The organism is Pseudomonas silesiensis (genome assembly GCF_001661075.1).
GTDB classification, from domain to species: Bacteria; Pseudomonadota; Gammaproteobacteria; order Pseudomonadales; family Pseudomonadaceae; genus Aquipseudomonas; species Aquipseudomonas silesiensis.
The window spans coordinates 4,851,696-4,868,665 of the sequence record NZ_CP014870.1 but is presented as its reverse complement, the minus strand read 5'-3'; the positions used below and the strand labels follow the sequence as shown (position 1 = coordinate 4,868,665).

The 16,970-nt window shown below is 62.1% G+C and carries 18 protein-coding genes and 3 pseudogenes; 13 read left to right on the top strand and 8 right to left on the bottom strand.

Annotated features, from left to right (window positions below):
• The first annotated feature begins 37 nt into the window (after positions 1-37).
• Genes phnE through phnP form a run of 11 tightly spaced genes read left to right on the top strand, consistent with a single transcriptional unit; the run spans position 38 to position 8,574 of the window.
• Positions 38-820 (top strand): phosphonate ABC transporter, permease protein PhnE, encoded by a 783-nt coding sequence (gene phnE, locus PMA3_RS21460; protein WP_064679068.1) that lies wholly within the window; start codon positions 38-40, stop codon positions 818-820.
• Between the two features lie 37 nt (positions 821-857).
• Positions 858-1,562: a phosphonate metabolism transcriptional regulator PhnF gene (phnF, locus tag PMA3_RS21455; protein ID WP_082930389.1), complete on the top strand. Its 705-nt coding sequence runs from the start codon at positions 858-860 to the stop codon at positions 1,560-1,562.
• 14 nt (positions 1,563-1,576) lie between these two features.
• Entirely contained in the window at positions 1,577-2,020 is a 444-nt protein-coding gene (phnG, locus tag PMA3_RS21450) for a phosphonate C-P lyase system protein PhnG (protein ID WP_064679066.1), read from the top strand.
• The gene (gene phnH, locus PMA3_RS21445; RefSeq protein WP_064679065.1) at positions 2,020-2,619 is read left to right on the top strand and encodes a phosphonate C-P lyase system protein PhnH; all 600 of its coding nucleotides are present in this window, start codon (positions 2,020-2,022) and stop codon (positions 2,617-2,619) included. Before phnG ends, phnH begins: the two co-directional genes overlap by 1 nt.
• Entirely contained in the window at positions 2,619-3,695 is a 1,077-nt protein-coding gene (locus PMA3_RS21440; protein WP_064679064.1) for a carbon-phosphorus lyase complex subunit, read from the top strand. Before phnH ends, PMA3_RS21440 begins: the two co-directional genes overlap by 1 nt.
• A gap of 13 nt (positions 3,696-3,708) precedes the next feature.
• Positions 3,709-4,575 (top strand): alpha-D-ribose 1-methylphosphonate 5-phosphate C-P-lyase PhnJ, encoded by an 867-nt coding sequence (locus PMA3_RS21435; RefSeq protein WP_162493655.1) that lies wholly within the window; start codon positions 3,709-3,711, stop codon positions 4,573-4,575.
• Entirely contained in the window at positions 4,572-5,381 is an 810-nt protein-coding gene (gene phnK / locus PMA3_RS21430) for a phosphonate C-P lyase system protein PhnK (protein WP_064679062.1), read from the top strand. Before PMA3_RS21435 ends, phnK begins: the two co-directional genes overlap by 4 nt.
• A gap of 29 nt (positions 5,382-5,410) precedes the next feature.
• A complete protein-coding gene (phnL, locus tag PMA3_RS21425) occupies positions 5,411-6,130 on the top strand; it encodes a phosphonate C-P lyase system protein PhnL (protein WP_064679061.1) in 720 nt (239 codons plus the stop codon).
• Positions 6,120-7,265 carry an alpha-D-ribose 1-methylphosphonate 5-triphosphate diphosphatase gene (locus PMA3_RS21420; RefSeq protein WP_064679060.1) on the top strand — a complete coding sequence of 382 codons (1,146 nt, stop codon included), beginning with the start codon at positions 6,120-6,122 and terminating at the stop codon, positions 7,263-7,265. Before phnL ends, PMA3_RS21420 begins: the two co-directional genes overlap by 11 nt.
• Positions 7,265-7,834, top strand: coding sequence for a phosphonate metabolism protein/1,5-bisphosphokinase (PRPP-forming) PhnN (gene phnN / locus PMA3_RS21415; protein WP_064679059.1), 570 nt, complete (start codon positions 7,265-7,267; stop codon positions 7,832-7,834). Before PMA3_RS21420 ends, phnN begins: the two co-directional genes overlap by 1 nt.
• Positions 7,825-8,574 carry a phosphonate metabolism protein PhnP gene (phnP, locus tag PMA3_RS21410; RefSeq protein ID WP_064679058.1) on the top strand — a complete coding sequence of 250 codons (750 nt, stop codon included), beginning with the start codon at positions 7,825-7,827 and terminating at the stop codon, positions 8,572-8,574. The genes phnN and phnP overlap by 10 nt, the downstream gene beginning before the upstream one ends.
• Here the strand turns inward: phnP and PMA3_RS32960 are convergent.
• Both PMA3_RS32960 and PMA3_RS33230 read right to left on the bottom strand, forming a co-directional pair.
• Positions 8,574-8,819, bottom strand: a pseudogene (locus PMA3_RS32960) (PIN domain-containing protein); the annotation flags it as partial. The gene phnP and the pseudogene PMA3_RS32960 overlap by 1 nt on opposite strands.
• A pseudogene (locus PMA3_RS33230) lies at positions 8,816-8,923 on the bottom strand (DNA-binding protein); the annotation flags it as partial. The pseudogenes PMA3_RS32960 and PMA3_RS33230, both read right to left, overlap by 4 nt.
• A 152-nt stretch (positions 8,924-9,075) precedes the next feature.
• On the opposite strand from PMA3_RS33230, the gene PMA3_RS21400 reads away from it, so the two are divergent.
• Positions 9,076-9,288 (top strand): type II toxin-antitoxin system HicA family toxin, encoded by a 213-nt coding sequence (locus PMA3_RS21400; protein WP_064679057.1) that lies wholly within the window; start codon positions 9,076-9,078, stop codon positions 9,286-9,288.
• Positions 9,288-9,692, top strand: a complete 405-nt coding sequence (locus PMA3_RS21395) for a type II toxin-antitoxin system HicB family antitoxin (protein ID WP_064679056.1) — start codon at positions 9,288-9,290, stop codon at positions 9,690-9,692. Before PMA3_RS21400 ends, PMA3_RS21395 begins: the two co-directional genes overlap by 1 nt.
• Before the next feature lie 65 nt (positions 9,693-9,757).
• Here PMA3_RS21395 and PMA3_RS21390 read toward each other — a convergent pair whose 3' ends face one another.
• From PMA3_RS21390 to PMA3_RS21365, 6 genes and pseudogenes are all read right to left on the bottom strand, one after another.
• The gene (locus PMA3_RS21390) at positions 9,758-10,963 is read right to left on the bottom strand and encodes an MFS transporter (protein ID WP_064679055.1); all 1,206 of its coding nucleotides are present in this window, start codon (positions 10,961-10,963) and stop codon (positions 9,758-9,760) included.
• A 229-nt stretch (positions 10,964-11,192) separates the two neighbouring features.
• On the bottom strand, positions 11,193-12,191 hold the full coding sequence (locus tag PMA3_RS21385; RefSeq protein ID WP_064680773.1) for a sulfate ABC transporter substrate-binding protein: 999 nt from the start codon (positions 12,189-12,191) through the stop codon (positions 11,193-11,195).
• A 219-nt stretch (positions 12,192-12,410) separates the two neighbouring features.
• The gene (locus PMA3_RS21380; protein ID WP_064679054.1) at positions 12,411-13,235 is read right to left on the bottom strand and encodes an ion transporter; all 825 of its coding nucleotides are present in this window, start codon (positions 13,233-13,235) and stop codon (positions 12,411-12,413) included.
• A 21-nt stretch (positions 13,236-13,256) separates the two neighbouring features.
• A complete protein-coding gene (locus tag PMA3_RS21375; protein ID WP_064679053.1) occupies positions 13,257-14,171 on the bottom strand; it encodes an urea transporter in 915 nt (304 codons plus the stop codon).
• A gap of 96 nt (positions 14,172-14,267) precedes the next feature.
• A pseudogene (gene pyk, locus PMA3_RS21370) lies at positions 14,268-15,694 on the bottom strand (pyruvate kinase).
• A complete protein-coding gene (locus PMA3_RS21365; RefSeq protein WP_064679052.1) occupies positions 15,684-16,964 on the bottom strand; it encodes a glycerate kinase type-2 family protein in 1,281 nt (426 codons plus the stop codon). Before PMA3_RS21365 ends, pyk begins: the two are co-directional and overlap by 11 nt.
• Between the last annotated feature and the right edge of the window lie 6 nt (positions 16,965-16,970).

The following is a 16,970-nucleotide window of genomic DNA, read 5'->3' as shown; positions in this document are numbered from 1 at the left end:
TGTGTCGCGCCTCTTTAAACCGATTTAGAGAAACCTTATGACCACTCTGCACGCTGAAGCTGTCGGCAAGCGTACCTGGCCGCAGTACGCCGGTTGGGGCCTGTTCCTGGTCCTGCTGGCCTGGGCCTGGCGCGGTGCCGAAATGAACCCGATGGCGCTGTACCGCGATTCGGGAAACATGGCGACCTTCGCCGCCGATTTCTTCCCGCCTGACTTCCACGAATGGCGCGCCTACCTCAAGGAAATGATCGTCACCGTACAAATCGCCCTGTGGGGCACGGTGTTGGCGATTGTCTGCTCGATTCCCCTGGGGATTCTCTGCTCCGAGAACATCACACCCTGGTGGATTCACCAGCCGCTGCGGCGGGTGATGGATGCCTTCCGTTCGATCAACGAAATGGTGTTCGCCATGTTGTTCGTGGTGGCGGTCGGGCTGGGGCCGTTTGCCGGGGTGCTGGCGCTGTGGATCAGCACCACCGGGGTGCTGGCCAAGCTGTTCGCCGAAGCGGTCGAGGCCATCGACCCGGGCCCGGTGGAAGGTGTTCGCGCTACCGGCGCCAGCGCCCTGCAAGAGGTGATCTACGGCGTGATTCCGCAAGTGATGCCGCTCTGGGTCTCCTACGCGCTCTACCGCTTCGAGGCCAACGTGCGCTCGGCGACGGTGGTGGGGATGGTCGGTGCCGGCGGGATCGGCGTGATTCTGTGGGAGAACATCCGCGCCTTTCAGTTCGTCCAGACCTGTGCGGTGTTGCTGGTAATCATCGTCGTGGTCAGCCTGATCGACATCCTGTCGCAACGCCTGCGCAAGCGGTTCATCTGAATTTCGGAGGGGTGCCCCTGGGCGCTTTTTTTAAAGCATGCAGTTGTCTAGACAAGATGAACCGGTGTACCGCGAACTGGCGGACATCCTGCGCCGCGAGCTGGCCGATTATCAGGCCGGGGATTTCCTGCCGGCAGAGGTGCAGCTGGCCGAACGTTTCGGGGTCAACCGCCATACCTTGCGCCGCGCCATCGATGAGCTGGTGTTCGAAGGCAGCCTGTTGCGCCGCCAGGGCAAGGGCACGCAGGTGCTGGAGCGGCCGCTGATTTATCCGATGGCGGCCGACAGTGCCTACAGCCAGTCGTTGTCGGCCCAGGGCCTGGGCGTGGAGGCGGTGCTGCTCAAGCGTCGTTACTGCTTCGCCAGCCGCGAAGAGGCGCAACACCTTGGCATTGCCGAGATGGCGCCAATGATCGAATTGCAAACCCTGCGCAAGCTCGATCACCAGCCGGTCAGCCTGATCCGCCATCGCTATTGCGCCAGCCACGCGCCGTTGCTGGCGGACTACACCGGCGGTTCCCTGCGCCAGTACTTGAGCGAACGGGACCTGCCGCTGACCCGCACCCTGAGCCTGATCGGCGCCCGTTTACCCAGCCGTGAAGAAGCCGCGTTGTTGATGATGCCCCGGCATTTGCCGGCGCTGAGTGTGTTCACCCTTTCCCGCGATCGCGACGGCCGTCCGGTGGAGTTGGCCCAGTCCACCAGCCGTTCGGATCGCTTCCAGTACCAGGTCGTCATTTGATGGAGAACTCAACCATGAACCCTGTTCCTCACGAGCGGCAACGCTGGATCGGCGTGCTGGCCCGCGCCCGTCGCAGCGAATTGCAGCCCTTTGATGCCGCGCTGCGCGACATTGAATACCAACTGATCCGCGCCCCGGAAATCGGCATGACCCTGGTCCGTGGCCGCATGGGCGGCAACGGTGCGCCCTTCAACGTCGGCGAAATGAGCGTGACCCGTTGCGTGGTGCGCCTGGCCGATGGGCGTACCGGTTACAGCTACCTGGCGGGCCGGGACAAGGTCCACGCCGAGTTGGCCGCTCTGGCCGATGCGCATTTGCAGGGGGCGCAACAGCGTCATTGGCTCGATGAAGTGATCACGCCGCTGGCAAACGCCCAGGCGCAACGCCGGGCGCAGAAAGAGGCGGAAACCGCCGCCACCAAAGTCGAATTCTTCACCCTCGTGCGAGGAGAAAACTGATGCACGCACAGTTGTTGCAACCGGCGTTCAACGACCCGGTGCTGGATGCTCAGCGCGGTTTTCGCGCCGCGCTCAAGGCGCTGGCCGGCCCCGGATCGATCCAGTCCCTGCACGCCTCCCCAAGCCTTGACGGGCTGGCGCCGGCGACTTACGGGTTGTGCCTGGCCTTGCTGGATGCCGACACGCCGCTGTGGCTGGCGCCGTCTTTCGACACCCCGGTGATCCGCGCCAACCTGGCATTTCATTGTGGTTGCCCGATCACCGCCAACCAAAAAGACGCACGGTTTGCCTTGCTCGCCGCCGACGATCTGACCGACCTGAGCGGTTTCGATCATGGCAATGACCGCTACCCCGATCAGTCCTGCACCTTGTTGGTTCAGCTGCCGGACCTGGGCGGCGGGGCAGGGCTGGCCTGGCGCGGGCCGGGGATCGAAGCCGAGCACTGCGTCACTCTGCCCGTGGTCGACGAATTCTGGCGCGAACGTGAACAGCGCAACGGCTTTCCCCGTGGACTGGATGTGTTTTTCAGCGCCGGTCACGACGTTATCGGCCTGCCGCGCAGCACGCGGGTCATCCGCACACACCAGGAGCCTGTCTGATGTACGTAGCCGTCAAGGGTGGCGAACAGGCCATCGACAACGCCCACCGTCTGCTGGCGAAAAAACGCCGGGGCGATACGGCGGTCACTGAACTCGGCGTCGAGCAGATCCGCCAGCAACTGCCCCTGGCTGTGGCCCGGGTGATGAGCGAAGGTTCGCTGTACGACGAGGAACTGGCCGCACTGGCAATCAAGCAAGCGGCGGGGGATCTGGTCGAGGCGATCTTCCTGCTGCGGGCCTATCGCACCACGTTGCCGCGCTTCAGCCCGAGCCTGCCTATCGACACCTCAAACATGCAACTCAGTCGACGCCTGTCGGCCACCTTCAAGGACGTGCCGGGCGGGCAGTTGCTGGGGCCGACCTTCGATTACACCCATCGTCTGCTGGACTTTGCGTTGCTTGCCGAAGGCGATTATCCGGGGCCGGCCGTCGCACCGGATGCCAGCCTGGAACCCTGCCCACGGGTCCTCGGTTTATTGGCCAGGGAAGGCCTGATCAAAAGCGAGGCCGACAACAGCGACAGCGTCGCTGACATCACCCGCGACCCGCTGGAACTGCCCGCCAGTCGCGCCGAGCGCCTGCAAGCCCTGGCCCGTGGCGATGAAGGTTTTCTGCTGGCGCTGGGGTATTCCACTCAACGGGGCTATGGCCGCAACCATCCGTTCGCCGGTGAGATTCGCATCGGTGAAGTGCAGGTGTGGATCGATCCCGAAGAGCTGGGCTTCCCCATCTGGCTGGGCAACATCGAAGTCACCGAATGCGAAATGGTCAACCAGTTCGTCGGCTCCGCCACCGAGTTGGCGCAGTTCACCCGCGGTTATGGCTTGGCCTTCGGCCACGCCGAGCGCAAGGCCATGGGCATGGCGCTGGTCGACCGTGCGTTGCGGGCCGAGGAGTACAACGAAGAGATCGTGTCCCCGGCGCAGCAGGAAGAATTCGTGCTGATGCACTGTGACAACGTCGAGGCTGCCGGTTTCGTCTCGCACCTCAAGTTACCGCACTACGTGGATTTCCAGGCCGAACTGGAACTGATCCGCAAACTTCGCAAACCTGCCGAGGGGCGCAGCCATGAATGACCTGAGCAACCCCATGAAGGGCCGGGCGCTTTCGCGCGATGCGGCGTACAACTTCGCCTATCTCGACGAGCAGACCAAGCGCATGATCCGTCGCGCCTTGCTCAAGGCCGTGGCTATCCCCGGTTATCAGGTACCGTTCGGCGGGCGCGAGATGCCGCTGCCTTACGGCTGGGGTACCGGCGGCATGCAATTGACCGCGGCCATTCTCGGCGACGACGACGTGCTCAAAGTCATCGACCAAGGCGCGGACGACACCACCAATGCGGTGTCGATCCGCCGCTTCTTCGCCCGCACGGCCGGTGTCGCGACCACCGAAAGCACCCCGGATGCCACGGTGATCCAGACCCGCCACCGCATCCCGGAAACCCCGCTGCACGCCGACCAGATCATGGTCTATCAGGTGCCGATCCCCGAGCCGTTGCGCTTTATCGAACCCTCGGAAACCGAGACCCGGACCATGCACGCACTCAATGATTACGGGGTGATGCACGTCAAACTCTACGAAGACATCGCCACCTTCGGCCACATCGCCACCGCGTATGCCTACCCGGTGATGGTCGACGAGCGCTACGTGATGGACCCGTCGCCAATCCCCAAATTCGACAACCCGAAACTCGACATGAGCCCGGCGCTGATGCTGTTCGGCGCCGGCCGGGAGAAACGCTTGTACGCGGTGCCGCCGTACACCCGGGTCACCAGCCTCGACTTCGAGGATCACCCCTTCGAAGTGCAGAAGTGGGACCAGTGCTGTGCCATTTGCGTCAGCCGCGATTCCTTCCTCGACGAGTTGATCGTCGACGACGCCGGAACCCAGCGCTTCGTCTGTTCCGACACCTATTACTGCGCCCAGCGCGTCAGCCAGCAGGAGCAGGGCCAATGAACCAGGCGCTGAAGAATCAACCGTCTACCATCACCGCCGAACCCTTGCTGCGAGTGCAGGACTTGTCGCTGTTGTACGGCCCGGACAAGGGCTGCCAAGGCGTCAGTTTCGACCTGTACCCGGGTGAGGTACTGGGAATTGTCGGCGAGTCCGGTTCCGGCAAGTCGACCTTGCTCTCGTTGCTCAGCGGACGCCTGCCGCCCCAACGCGGCAGCATCGGTTACCGCGACAAGCAGAGGCAATGGCTCGATCTGTACAGCGCCAGCGAAGCCGAGCGCAGAACGTTGCTGCGCACCGAATGGGGCTTCGTCGAACAGAACCCGCGCGACGGCTTGCGCATGGGCGTTTCCGCCGGGGCCAACATCGGCGAGCGCCTGATGGCCCAGGGCGTGCGCAATTACCAGCAACTGCGCGGTGCCGGGATCGACTGGCTGAGCCAGGTGGAAATCGACCCGCTGCGCATCGACGACCTGCCTCGGACTTTCTCCGGCGGCATGCAGCAGCGCCTGCAAATCGCCCGCAACCTGGTGTCGAGCCCGCGCCTGGTGTTCATGGACGAGCCGACGGGCGGACTCGACGTGTCGGTGCAGGCGCGTTTGCTCGACCTGCTGCGCGGGTTGGTGCGGGAACTGGACCTGGCGGTGGTCATCGTCACCCACGACCTGGCCGTGGCGCGTCTGCTGGCGGATCGGCTGATGGTGATGCGGCGCTCGCGGGTGGTGGAAACCGGCCTGACCGACCAGATCCTCGACGATCCGCAGCACCCTTACTCGCAACTGCTGGTGTCTTCGGTGTTGCAGCCGTGAAGCCCTGTCCATCTGTGGAAAATCGAGCGATGAATACCTTGATCGAGGTCCGTGACCTCTCGAAAACCTTCACCTTGCATCAACAGCACGGTGTTGTCCTCAACGTGCTGCGCGGGGTCGATTTCAGCGTGGCAGCGGGTGAGTGCCTGGTGCTGCATGGCCAGTCCGGCGCGGGTAAAAGCACCTTGTTGCGCACCCTCTATGGCAATTATCTGCCGGCCGGCGGCAGCATTCGCGTGCAACACGACGGTGGCTGGCTGGAGCTGGTGGGCGCCGAGCCGCGAGACATTCTCCAGGTGCGCCAGCGAACCCTGGGCTATGTCAGTCAGTTCCTGCGGGTGATTCCACGGGTGGCCTGCCTGGACGTGGTGATGGAACCGGCATTGGCCCGTGGCTGGTCGAAACAGCTGGCGCAATCGCGGGCCGAGTTGTTGCTCAGCCGTTTGAACATTCCGCAACGCCTTTGGCAACTGGCCCCCGGCACCTTCTCCGGGGGCGAACAGCAACGGGTCAACATCGCCCGCGGCTTCATGGTGACCTGGCCGGTGATGCTGCTCGACGAACCGACCGCGTCCCTGGACGACAGCAATCGCCAGGTGGTGCTGGAGCTGATGAACGAAGCCAAGGCGGCAGGCGCCGCGTTGATCGGCATCTTCCACGACCGCACAGCCCGCGAGGCGGTTGCCGATCGCCATCTCGACATGACCCCAGCCGCTGTGAACCAAGAGGAATACGCCGATGCCCGCTGAACAGATCCTCAGCAATGCCCGCCTGGTCACCGCTGACCGCGTGTTCCTCGGTACCCTGGTGCTGCGCGACGGCTTGATCGCCGACATCGCCGAAGGCCCGAGCCGGTTGCCCCAGGCCCAGGACCTGAACGGTGATTTCCTGTTGCCAGGCCTGGTCGAGTTGCATACCGACAACCTGGAAAAGCACATGACCCCGCGTCCCGGCGTCGACTGGCCGTCGACCTCGGCGGTGCTCAGCCACGATGCGCAGATCATCGCCGCCGGCATCACCACGGTGTTCGACGCCGTGTCCATCGGCGATGTGAACCCCAAGGGCAATCGCATGCAGAAATTGCCGGCGATGCTCGAGGCGATCTCCAGTGCGTCCAGCGCCGGGCTGACCCGCGCAGAACACCGTTTGCACCTGCGCTGCGAACTCTGTCATCCGGACACCCTGAGTGTGTTCCGCGACCTGGTGCAACATCCCCTGGTGCAATTGGTGTCGGTGATGGACCACTCGCCGGGTCAGCGCCAGTTTGTGCAGGAATCCAAGTACCGTGAGTACTACATGGGCAAGTACCACCTGACGACCCTGCAAATGGACGAATTCATCGAGTTGCAGATGGCCAACTCACGTCAGTACAGCACCCGCTATCGCGCGGCGATTGTGGAACATTGCCTGGACCTCGGCCTCTCGGTGGCCAGCCATGACGATGCGACCCTGGCGCATGTCGAAGAGTCGGCCCGCTACGGCATGACCATCGCCGAATTCCCGACCACCCTCGAGGCGGCGCAGGGCAGCCGGCGACAGGGGATGAAGGTGTTGATGGGCGCACCGAACATCGTGCGCGGCGGTTCCCACTCGGGTAACGTCGCCGCTGCAGAACTGGCTGCGGCAGGGCTGCTGGATATCCTGTCCAGTGACTATTACCCGGCCAGTCTGCTGCAGGCAGCGTTTTTGCTGGCTTCCCAGGACAAGCAGTGCGACCTGGCGCAGGCGGTGCGCATGGTCACCCAGGCCCCGGCCAGAGCGGCAGGGTTGAATGATCGCGGCGAAATTGCGCCTGGCTTGCGGGCGGACCTGGTGCAGGCCCGGAGTCGGGACGGATTGCCGGTCGTACAACAAGTCTGGCGACAGGCGAAGAGGGTGTTTTGATGACAGGCAGGTTGATTTATCTCATCGGACCTTCCGGTTCGGGCAAGGACAGCCTGCTGGATGCGGCACGAGCGCCATTGGCCGATCGCGGCTGTCGCCTGGTGCGACGGGTCATCACCCGCTCGGCGGAAGCGGTGGGGGAGGCGGCGCAAGGGGTCAGTGCGCAACAGTTTGCCGAGCTGGAGGCGCAGGGGGCGTTTGCCCTGAGCTGGCATGCCAATGGCCTGGCCTATGGCATCCCGCGGGAAATCGACGGCTGGCTGGCGGCGGGGCAGGACGTGCTGGTCAATGGCTCGCGCGGCCATCTGGCGGCTACGCGCCGGCGTTATCCAAACCTGCTCGTGCTGTTGCTGACCGTCGATCAAGCCGTTTTGCGCCAGCGCCTGCTGGCACGGAGGCGGGAGTCGGTGCCCGAGATCGAGGCGCGGCTGGCGCGCAATGCCCGCTTCAGCGAGCGCGTGCTCGCCGGGCACGATCCGGCAGTGCGCGTGATCGACAACTCCGGGCCGCTGGAACACACGGTCGAACATTTGCTGGCCTGCGTCGACGGACAATCCGAATGCGCCTGACCCTGCTGGGCACCGCTGATGCGCGACAGGTGCCAGTCTATGGTTGCGACTGCGCGGCCTGCAACCTGGCCCGCAAGGACGAACGCCGCAGGCGTCGACCCTGCAGCGCCTTGATCGAATGTGGCGACCAGCGCTGGTTGATCGACAGCGGCCTGCCGGATCTGACCGAACGCTTCCCGCCGCGCAGCTTCAACGGCATTTTCCAGACCCACTACCATGCCGATCACGCCCAGGGCCTGCTGCATTTGCGCTGGGGCCAGGGGCTGGTCATTCCGGTGCATGGGCCGGTGGACCCGGAAGGCCTGGCCGACCTCTACAAACACCCCGGCATCCTAGACTTCAGTCAGCCGTTCGAAGCCTTCGACACCCGCCGGTTCGGCACGCTCAGCGTCACGGCTTTACCGCTGCAACACTCCAGGCCCACCCTCGGCTACCTGCTGGAAGGCGAGGGACGGCGTATCGCCTACCTGACCGACACCGTAGGCTTGCCGCCGGCCACCACCACCTGGCTGCAACAGGCGCCCCTTGATGTCTTGGTACTCGACTGCTCGATACCGCCACAGCCCCAGGCGCCGCGTAACCACAACGATCTGAACCTGGCGTTGCGGTGCATTGAAGATTTGCAACCGGAGTTGGCGGTGCTGACCCATGTTGGGCATGCGCTGGATGCGTGGTTGCTGGAGCATCGGGGCAAGTTGCCGGGGAATGTCACTGTGGGATTTGATGGGTGTGTGGTTTAGTTTTCGTAACCCGTTACACAAGCGTCGGGTAACGCCTGATCCATCAGCCCGGACGTGCGATCGAGTTGTTCTGCGGTCAGATCCGGACGGTTTTTCAGCAGGTTGCGCTTCCATTCGTTGTGTATCTCCAGAGACCATTTCGCTCTGAAACATCCGGAAAGCGCAAGCCACATCAGAAAATCTCTCAGGGGTGCGGGGTAGGGCACACAGGCGTCATAAACAGCGGTAAAAGAGGAGTGCCTCACTCGTATCCTGTCCTTAACGCCTGTGCCTGCTCGGCAAGAAGCGTCATTGCTCGCTCGCTGGCAGCGTCGCGCCGGTTTTTATAGTCCATCAAATCGACAAAGCGAGGCGTTCAGAAGCGATGAGGATAGGGCTTCATGCTGGGTGGAACTTCAATCACACCCCGTAAAACAACCGAACGTCGTCCTTCCTATTTTTGTGCTTGAGTAAAGATAACTCTAGGGTTACGTTTGTCGAAGCCAAAGCAAGGAGGCTGGGGTGCAGAGCAGGTTATTGATCAAGGAGCTGGAAGAGGCGGGCTGGACGCTGGATCGGGTCACTGGCAGTCATCACCTCTTCACTCACCGCTACAACCCATACACGATTCCCGTCCCTCATCCGAAAAAGGATTTACCGATCGGGACGGTCAAAAGCATCAGGAGGCGCGCCGGGCTGATCTGCCCGCGAGCCGGTTGCACAGGAGATCCATAATGCAATATCCAATCTGTATCGAGTGGGGCGACGAGAACACCGCCATCGGTATTCAGATCCCCGATATTCCAGGTGCGGTAACCGCCGGGGATACGTTTGAAGATGCCTACAACGCTGCAATCGAAATAGCCCACATCATGCTGCAGGAAATGGCGGCCGACGGGGAATCGATTCCCATGCCGAGTTCGGCGGCTGCACATCGCAACAATCCCGAGTTTGCCGACATGGGCTGGGGCATGCTGGAGCTGGACATCGCGCCCTATATGGGCAAGACCGAGAAGGTCAATGTGACGCTGCCGGGCTATGTGATCCAGCGTATCGACCACTATGTGCGCGAGCACAATGTCAAAAGCCGCTCTTCCTTTCTGGCGGATGCGGCGATGGAGAAGCTGGTTCGGCATTGAGTGGTGTCAGCCATATCACCATCGTCGGATCGCCCGGGTGGTGATCCGACACTGCTTTTGATGGTTTACGCGGTAGCGAGCGTACGCTTTTCTGAAACACTCAAAAATCGTAACAGCGCCAACAATGGAAACGCACTGCCGACGATCACGATCCACAACCAGCCGCCATGCTCATACACCGCACTGGCCACCGACGAACCAAACGCGCCGCCGATGAAGATGCTGGTCATGTACAGCGCATTCAACCGGCTGCGGCTTTTGGCGTCGAGGGCGTAGACGGCGCGTTGGCCGAGGACCATGTTCATCTGCACGCAAAAGTCGAGTACCACACCGGTGACCGCCAGGCCGATGACGCTGTAGACCGGATGGATGAAGGCCGGCAGGAAGCTCAGGCTGGCGAACAGCAGCGCCAGCAACGAAGCGATGCGGGTGTGGCCGGCATCGGCCAGGCGACCGGCGATGGGTGCGGCAATGGCGCCGATGGCTCCGACCAGGGCGAAAACCGCGATCTGGGTTTGCGACAAGCCATGATTGCGTGCCAGTTCCAGCGGTACGGCGGTCCAGAACAGGCTGAAGGTCGCGAACATGCAACCCTGGTAAAACGCGCGTTGACGCAGTACCGGTTCTTTACGCAACAGGGTCCAGAGAGAACCCAGCAACTGGCCATAAGTAGCGCTGTGATCTGGCTGGCGCTTGGGAATGGTCACGGCCAAAACGACGCTGATCGCCGCCATCAATAGCGCTGCAATCACAAACATCGCCCGCCAGCCGAAATGGTCAGCCACCACGCTGGACACCGGTCGCGCCAACAGAATCCCCAGCAGCAAACCGCCCATGATCCCGCCGACCACGCGACCGCGAGACTCTTCCGGGGCCAGGTGCGCAGCCAGCGGAATCAGGATCTGCACCGACACCGAACTGAATCCCACAAGCAACGAAATCAGCAAAAACACGTTCGGCTGATCGGTGAACGCCGCGCTCAACAGGCTGGCAATCGCCACCACACTGGTGATGATCATCAGCCGGCGGTTCTCGAGCAGGTCACCCAGCGGCACCAGGAATAACATGCCCAGCGCGTAACCGATCTGGGTCAGCGAAACGATGAAACTGGCCATGGAGCTGGTCAGGCCGACATCCGGAGCGATCAGCTCGATGATCGGCTGGGCGTAATAGAGGTTGGCCACAATGGCGCCGCAGCAGAAGGCGAATAGCAGCACCATCCCTCGAGTCATTGTCGCAGTGCCGTGGGGCACCTGGGTTGCAGGGCGCATAACGGGTCTCGCTAAACTGAAGTGAAGGCACGCAGGCTAAGCGGCAGGCCAAAGCGGCGGAAGAGGGATTGACGTGATAGTCATTATTCCTGTGCGCAATGAATAACTCCGCCTCGCATGGTTGCCGAAGTACCTTGCGTCAAAAATTCGAGGCCTGATGATACATTCCCGCAGAAAATCCACAAAAAAAGCGACCTCTGCCGGTCGCCTTTTTCGTTGGGCCTAGCGATTACTGGCCGCTGTAGATCTGATCAAAAACCCCGCCATCATTGAAGTGGGTCTTCTGCACGGTACGCCAGTCACCAAAGGTCTTTTCCACCGACAGGAAATCCACTTTCGGGAAGCGGTCGGTGTACTTCGCCAACACCGCCGGATCGCGCGGACGCAGGTAGTTCGCCGCGGCAATCTCCTGACCTTCCGGCGACCACAGATACTTCAGGTATTCCTCGGCGGCGGCGCGGGTGCCTTTCTTCTCGACTACTTTGTCGACCACGGAAACCGGCGGCTCGGCTTCGGCGGAGACGCTTGGGTAGATGACTTCGAACTGATCGCGGCCAAACTCGCGCGCGATCATTTCCGCTTCGTTTTCAAAGGTGACCAGCACGTCGCCAAGCTGGTTGGTCATGAAGGTGGTGGTGGCTGCACGGCCACCGGTGTCCAGCACTGGCGCCTGTTTGAACAGCTTGCCAACGAAATCCTTGGCCTTGGTTTCGTCACCGCCGTTTTTCAGCACATAGCCCCAGGCCGAAAGGTAGGTATAGCGGCCGTTGCCCGAGGTTTTCGGGTTCGGCACAATCACTTGCACGCCATCCTTGAGCAGGTCCGGCCAGTCTTTCAGGGCTTTCGGGTTGCCTTTGCGCACGATGAACACGGTGGCCGAGGTGAAGGGCGCGCTGTTGTTCGGCAGGCGAGTGACCCAGTTGTCCGGGATCAGTTTGCCGTTGTCCGCCAGGGCATTGATGTCGGTGGCCATGTTCATGGTGATGACGTCGGCTGGCAGGCCGTCGATCACGGAACGCGCCTGTTTGCTGGAGCCACCGAAGGACATCTGCAGGGTGATGTTTTCGTTGTGCTCGGCTTTCCAGTGTTTCTGGAAGGCAGTGTTGTAGTCCTTGTAGAAATCGCGCATCACGTCGTAGGAAACGTTGAGCAGGGTCGGTGCGGCTTGAGCCACGCTGGTCAGTGCCAGGCCAGCGGCCAGAAGTGAGGCGCCAAATAGTTTTTTCACTGCGCATTCCTTGTTGTGTGTGTAGGAGCGAGCGATGCGGCGATCCGACTTGCCCGCGAACCAGGCACCTCGGTGTTTCTGCTGCACCGAGGCGATCCCTTCGCGGGCAAGCCTCGCTCCTACAGGGTTTTTTCAGTCATTAAAAGAGGTGTTGCCACCGTTTTGCCAGCGACTATAGCCGGACGCACATAGTCCTTTAAAGATTAAAAGGTGCTTTGCTTATTCCAGTTTCTTAAACAACGCATTGCCGCAACGCGAGCAGAATGCCGCACCCTGTTCGTGGCTGTTTTTCTTGCACACCGGACAATCGGTCTGCTGCTGCTCACCGCGCATCGCGTTCGCCAGTTCGGCAGTGAAAATCCCGGTGGGCACCGCGATGATCGAGTAGCCGGTGATCATCACCAATGACGAAATCACCTGGCCCAATGGCGTCTTGGGCACGATGTCGCCGAAGCCTACGGTGGTCAGCGTCACGATAGCCCAATAGATGCCTTTGGGAATGCTGGTGAACCCGTGTTCCGGGCCTTCGATCACATACATCAGCGTGCCGAACACCGTGACCAGCGTGCAGACGCTGACCAGAAACACCACGATCTTCTGCTTGCTGCCGCGCAACGCCGACATCAGGTAATTGGCTTGCTTCAGATACGGGCTGAGCTTGAGCACGCGGAAAATTCGCAGCATCCGGATGATCCGGATAATCAGCAAGTACTGCGCGTCGCTGTAATACAGCGCCAGGATGCCGGGCACGATCGCCAGCAAATCCACCAGCCCGTAGAAGCTGAACGCATAGCGCAGCGGCTTGGGCGAGCAATACAGGCGAAGACCGTATTCGATGACGAAGATGACCGTGAAGCCCCATTCGATATACGCCAGCACATTGGCGTAGTTCTGATGGATCGTGTCGATGCTGTCGAGCATCACGATCACCAGGCTGGCAAGGATGATCAACAGCAGAATGCCGTCGAAGCGCCGCCCAGCCTTGGTGTCGCTCTGGAAAATCATGACGTAAAGCTCATCACGCCAGTTTTTGCTGCTGTCCATGGGAAACGCCTGAACCGGAATTCAGCGAAGCCTAGGGTGATTCCCGGTGGTTGCGCAAGGCGCACTGTCCTCGGCAGCCTGGCGCAGCACACGCATGCCCGCCCGGATCAGCCAGCAGGCAAGGATGAAAGGCGCGGTCAAGGTGGCCAGCCCGAGTGCGGCGAAGCCTGGGGTGAGCAGTATTGCCAGGACAATCCCCAGCAAGGGCAGCCAGGGTTGGCGGCGAACCTGACTGAAGGCGAGGGCGGCGAGCACCGGGTTGTAGCTGTTCAAACCCAGCAGCGCGTTTGAAGTTTCGTGATGCAACAGAGCGAATCCAAGACCGGCAGTCGAGCCAAGCAAAGCCCAGAAAAAGGCCCGACGATCAGCGATCAGCAGACCCGCGGCTATCAGCGCACCGGCCAACGGATGACCCAGAAACATGACTTGGCCGAGCCCTTTCAACGACGCTGCGAGCAGGTTGAGCGTGTTCAGTTCGATCAGCGGTGCGGGTTGGGCCGGGGCGGCAAAGGAGAGTAGCAACCAACTGATTCCGACAAAGGGCGCAGTGTAGGCGGGCAGGCAACGGTGATCGCGGGCGCGGTTGAGCCATTGTTGGGTAAGCATTGCACTCAGGCCGCCGGCGGCGATGATCAGTGGCGGCAACATGGCGGACCAGGGGAAACAAAGGCTCAGCAGCAAGCCGAGCAAAACACCGTTGTAACAGAACAGCCCGGCCTGGCGATCGGCCTTGGCGTAGCCGCGACGTTGGGCGGTGAGCAATCCGGCGACGCCGCCCAGCAGCGCACCGCCGAGCAGGGAGGGCGCGGTGAGAAGAATCGCCAACAGGCACAGCAGGCCGCACAGCGGGTGACGCTGGAGGAAGATCTGGCTGAAGCCGTTGAGCAGGGCTGTGGCCCAGTCGGGGCAGTGGGTGTTGAAGTGGTGGGCAGGCATTTTTTTTGTATGTCAGGGGAACCGTGTAATCGTTCTTCGCGGGCAAGCCTCGCTCCTACAGGAGCTGGCTTGCCCGCGAAGGGGCCGGTGCAGATGCTAAATCAATGTCTCGATACGCAATGAATTAGTCGACCCCGGCTGCCCGAACGGCACACCCGCGGTGATCAATAACGTATCCCCGCGCTGAGCCATGCCCTGCGCCTGCGCAATCTCCAGCGCCGTCGAGCACACTTCATCCACCTGCCGCAGCCGATCATTGACCACCGAGTGCACGCCCCACGCCACGGTCAATCGCCGCGCGGTCTGCCGGTTCGGCGTCAGGTTGAGGATCGGCACCGTCGGCCGTTCCCGCGCCGCCCGCAGACTCGAAGTACCCGACTCGCTGTAATTCACCAGCACCGCCACCGGCAGCACGTTGCTGATGCGGCGGATCGCACAGCTGATGGCGTCGGATACAGTGGCCTCCGCCTTCGGTCGGCTGACGTCGAGTTGCGCCTGATAATCCGGGCCGTTTTCCACCTGGCGGATGATCTTGCTCATCATCTGCACTGCTTCGAGCGGGTATTCGCCGGACGCGGTTTCCGCCGACAGCATCACCGCGTCTGCGCCTTCGGCCACCGCGTTGGCAACGTCGGTCACCTCGGCGCGGGTTGGCGCAGGAGAGAAGCGCATCGACTCCAGCATCTGCGTCGCCACCACCACCGGTTTACCCAGCTGGCGACAGATGCCGATGATATTTTTCTGAATCTGCGGCACGCTTTCGGCCGGCACTTCCACGCCCAGGTCACCGCGGGCGACCATGATTGCGTCACTCAATTCGGCGATTTCACGCAACTGAGTCACCGCCGACGGCTTCTCGATCTTGGCCATCAAAAACGCTTTATCACCGATCAGCTCGCGAGCTTCGCGAATGTCTTCCGGACGCTGTACGAACGACAGCGCCACCCAGTCCACACCCAGTCCACACCCAGTTCCAGGCCGAAGCTCAGGTCGCGACGATCCTTGGTGGTCAGCGGGCTCAGCTCGAGCACCGCTTGCGGCACGTTCACTCCTTTGCGGTCCGACAATTCGCCGCCATTAAGCACGGTGGTGTCGATGGCATCGGTGTATTTAGTGACCACACGCAGCCGCAGTTTGCCGTCATCGAGCAGCAGGTCCATGCCCGGCTCCAGCGCAGCGATGATTTCCGGGTGCGGCAGGTTGACCCGGCGCTGATCCCCCGGCGTCGGGTCCAGGTCCAGGCGCAACGCCTGGCCGCGATGCAGTTGCACCTTGCCGTCGGCGAACTTGCCGACCCGCAGTTTCGGACCTTGCAGGTCCATCAGAATGCCCAGCGGATAATTCAGCTGGCGCTCGACTTCACGAATCCACTGGTAGCGCTGGGCATGGTCGGCATGATCGCCGTGGCTGAAATTCAGGCGGAAGATGTTGACCCCGGCCTGCACCAACTCACGGATGCCGTCGATCCCGGTGGTGGCAGGACCGAGGGTGGCGAGGATTTTGACCTTTTTGTCAGGCGTCATTTTTTGTGCTCTCGAGAATCAGGATGGCGCGGAAGTCATTGACGTTGGTGCGGGTCGGCTCGGTGACGATCAGGGCGTCCAGCGCCTCGAAATAGCCATAGCCATTGTTGTTGTCCAGCTCGTCGCTGGCGCTCAGGCCGAGAGCGGCGGCGCGGGCGTAGCTGTCCGGGGTCATGAGCGCGCCGGCGTTGTCTTCGGAGCCGTCGATGCCATCGGTGTCACCGGCCAGGGCGTAAACGCCGGGCAGGCCTTTGAGGCTGTCGGTCAGGCTCAGCAGGAACTCGGCGTTGCGTCCGCCACGGCCGTTACCGCGCACTGTTACGGTGGTTTCACCGCCAGAGAGGATCACGCAGGGTGCCGCCAATGGCTGACCATGCAGCACGATCTGACGGGCGATGCCGGCGTGAACCTTGGCCACTTCCCTGGCTTCGCCTTCCAGGTCACCAAGGATCAGCGGACTGAAACCGGCCTGACGGGCTATCACCGCGGCGGCTTCAAGTGATTGCTGGGGGCGGGCGATCAACTGGAAATGACTGCGCGCCAGGCTCGGATCGCCAGGTTTGACCGTTTCCGACTCCGGGCTTTGCAGCCAGTTGCGCACCGACGCAGGCACCTCGATGCCGTAGCGCTTGAGGATCGCCAACGCTTCGGTGGAGGTGCTCGGGTCGGCCACGGTAGGGCCGGAAGCGATGACCGTGGCAAGGTCGCCCGGTACATCGGAAATCGCGTAGGTATAAACAGTGGCGGGCCAGCAGGCTTTGCCAAGACGGCCACCCTTGATCGCCGAGAGGTGCTTGCGCACGCAGTTCATCTCGCCAATGGTGGCGCCGGATTTGAGCAGGGCTTTGTTGATCGATTGCTTGTCAGCCAGGGTGATACCGGCAGCGGGCAGGGCCAGCAATGCCGAGCCGCCGCCGGAGAGCAGAAAGATCACCCGGTCTTCTTCAGTCAGGTTGCTGACCAGTTCGAGCACGCGTTTGGCGACTGCCAGGCCGGCGGCATCAGGTACCGGATGCGCGGCTTCGACCACTTCGATTTTTTCGCACGGGGCGCCGTGGCCGTAACGGGTCACCACCAGACCGCTCACTTCACCCTGCCAGCAACGCTCGACCACCCGGGCCATGGCCGCCGCGGCTTTGCCGGCGCCGATGACAATCACCCGACCGCTGCGGTCAGTGGGCAAATGGGCTTCGAGGACTTGCTGTGGATGGGCGGCGTCGATGGCTGTGGCAAACAGCTCGCGCAGCAATTGTTGCGGATCGACCGACATGGCGGG

Coding starts and splice junctions, on each gene's coding strand:
- phnE (WP_064679068.1), top strand. CDS start 38: ATGACCACTCTGCACGCTGAAGCTGTCGGCAAGCGTACCTGGCCGCAG.
- phnF (WP_082930389.1), top strand. CDS start 858: ATGCAGTTGTCTAGACAAGATGAACCGGTGTACCGCGAACTGGCGGAC.
- phnG (WP_064679066.1), top strand. CDS start 1,577: ATGAACCCTGTTCCTCACGAGCGGCAACGCTGGATCGGCGTGCTGGCC.
- phnH (WP_064679065.1), top strand. CDS start 2,020: ATGCACGCACAGTTGTTGCAACCGGCGTTCAACGACCCGGTGCTGGAT.
- PMA3_RS21440 (WP_064679064.1), top strand. CDS start 2,619: ATGTACGTAGCCGTCAAGGGTGGCGAACAGGCCATCGACAACGCCCAC.
- PMA3_RS21435 (WP_162493655.1), top strand. CDS start 3,709: ATGAAGGGCCGGGCGCTTTCGCGCGATGCGGCGTACAACTTCGCCTAT.
- phnK (WP_064679062.1), top strand. CDS start 4,572: ATGAACCAGGCGCTGAAGAATCAACCGTCTACCATCACCGCCGAACCC.
- phnL (WP_064679061.1), top strand. CDS start 5,411: ATGAATACCTTGATCGAGGTCCGTGACCTCTCGAAAACCTTCACCTTG.
- PMA3_RS21420 (WP_064679060.1), top strand. CDS start 6,120: ATGCCCGCTGAACAGATCCTCAGCAATGCCCGCCTGGTCACCGCTGAC.
- phnN (WP_064679059.1), top strand. CDS start 7,265: ATGACAGGCAGGTTGATTTATCTCATCGGACCTTCCGGTTCGGGCAAG.
- phnP (WP_064679058.1), top strand. CDS start 7,825: ATGCGCCTGACCCTGCTGGGCACCGCTGATGCGCGACAGGTGCCAGTC.
- PMA3_RS21395 (WP_064679056.1), top strand. CDS start 9,288: ATGCAATATCCAATCTGTATCGAGTGGGGCGACGAGAACACCGCCATC.
- PMA3_RS21390 (WP_064679055.1), bottom strand. CDS start 10,963: ATGCGCCCTGCAACCCAGGTGCCCCACGGCACTGCGACAATGACTCGA.
- PMA3_RS21380 (WP_064679054.1), bottom strand. CDS start 13,235: ATGGACAGCAGCAAAAACTGGCGTGATGAGCTTTACGTCATGATTTTC.
- PMA3_RS21375 (WP_064679053.1), bottom strand. CDS start 14,171: ATGCCTGCCCACCACTTCAACACCCACTGCCCCGACTGGGCCACAGCC.
- PMA3_RS21365 (WP_064679052.1), bottom strand. CDS start 16,964: ATGTCGGTCGATCCGCAACAATTGCTGCGCGAGCTGTTTGCCACAGCC.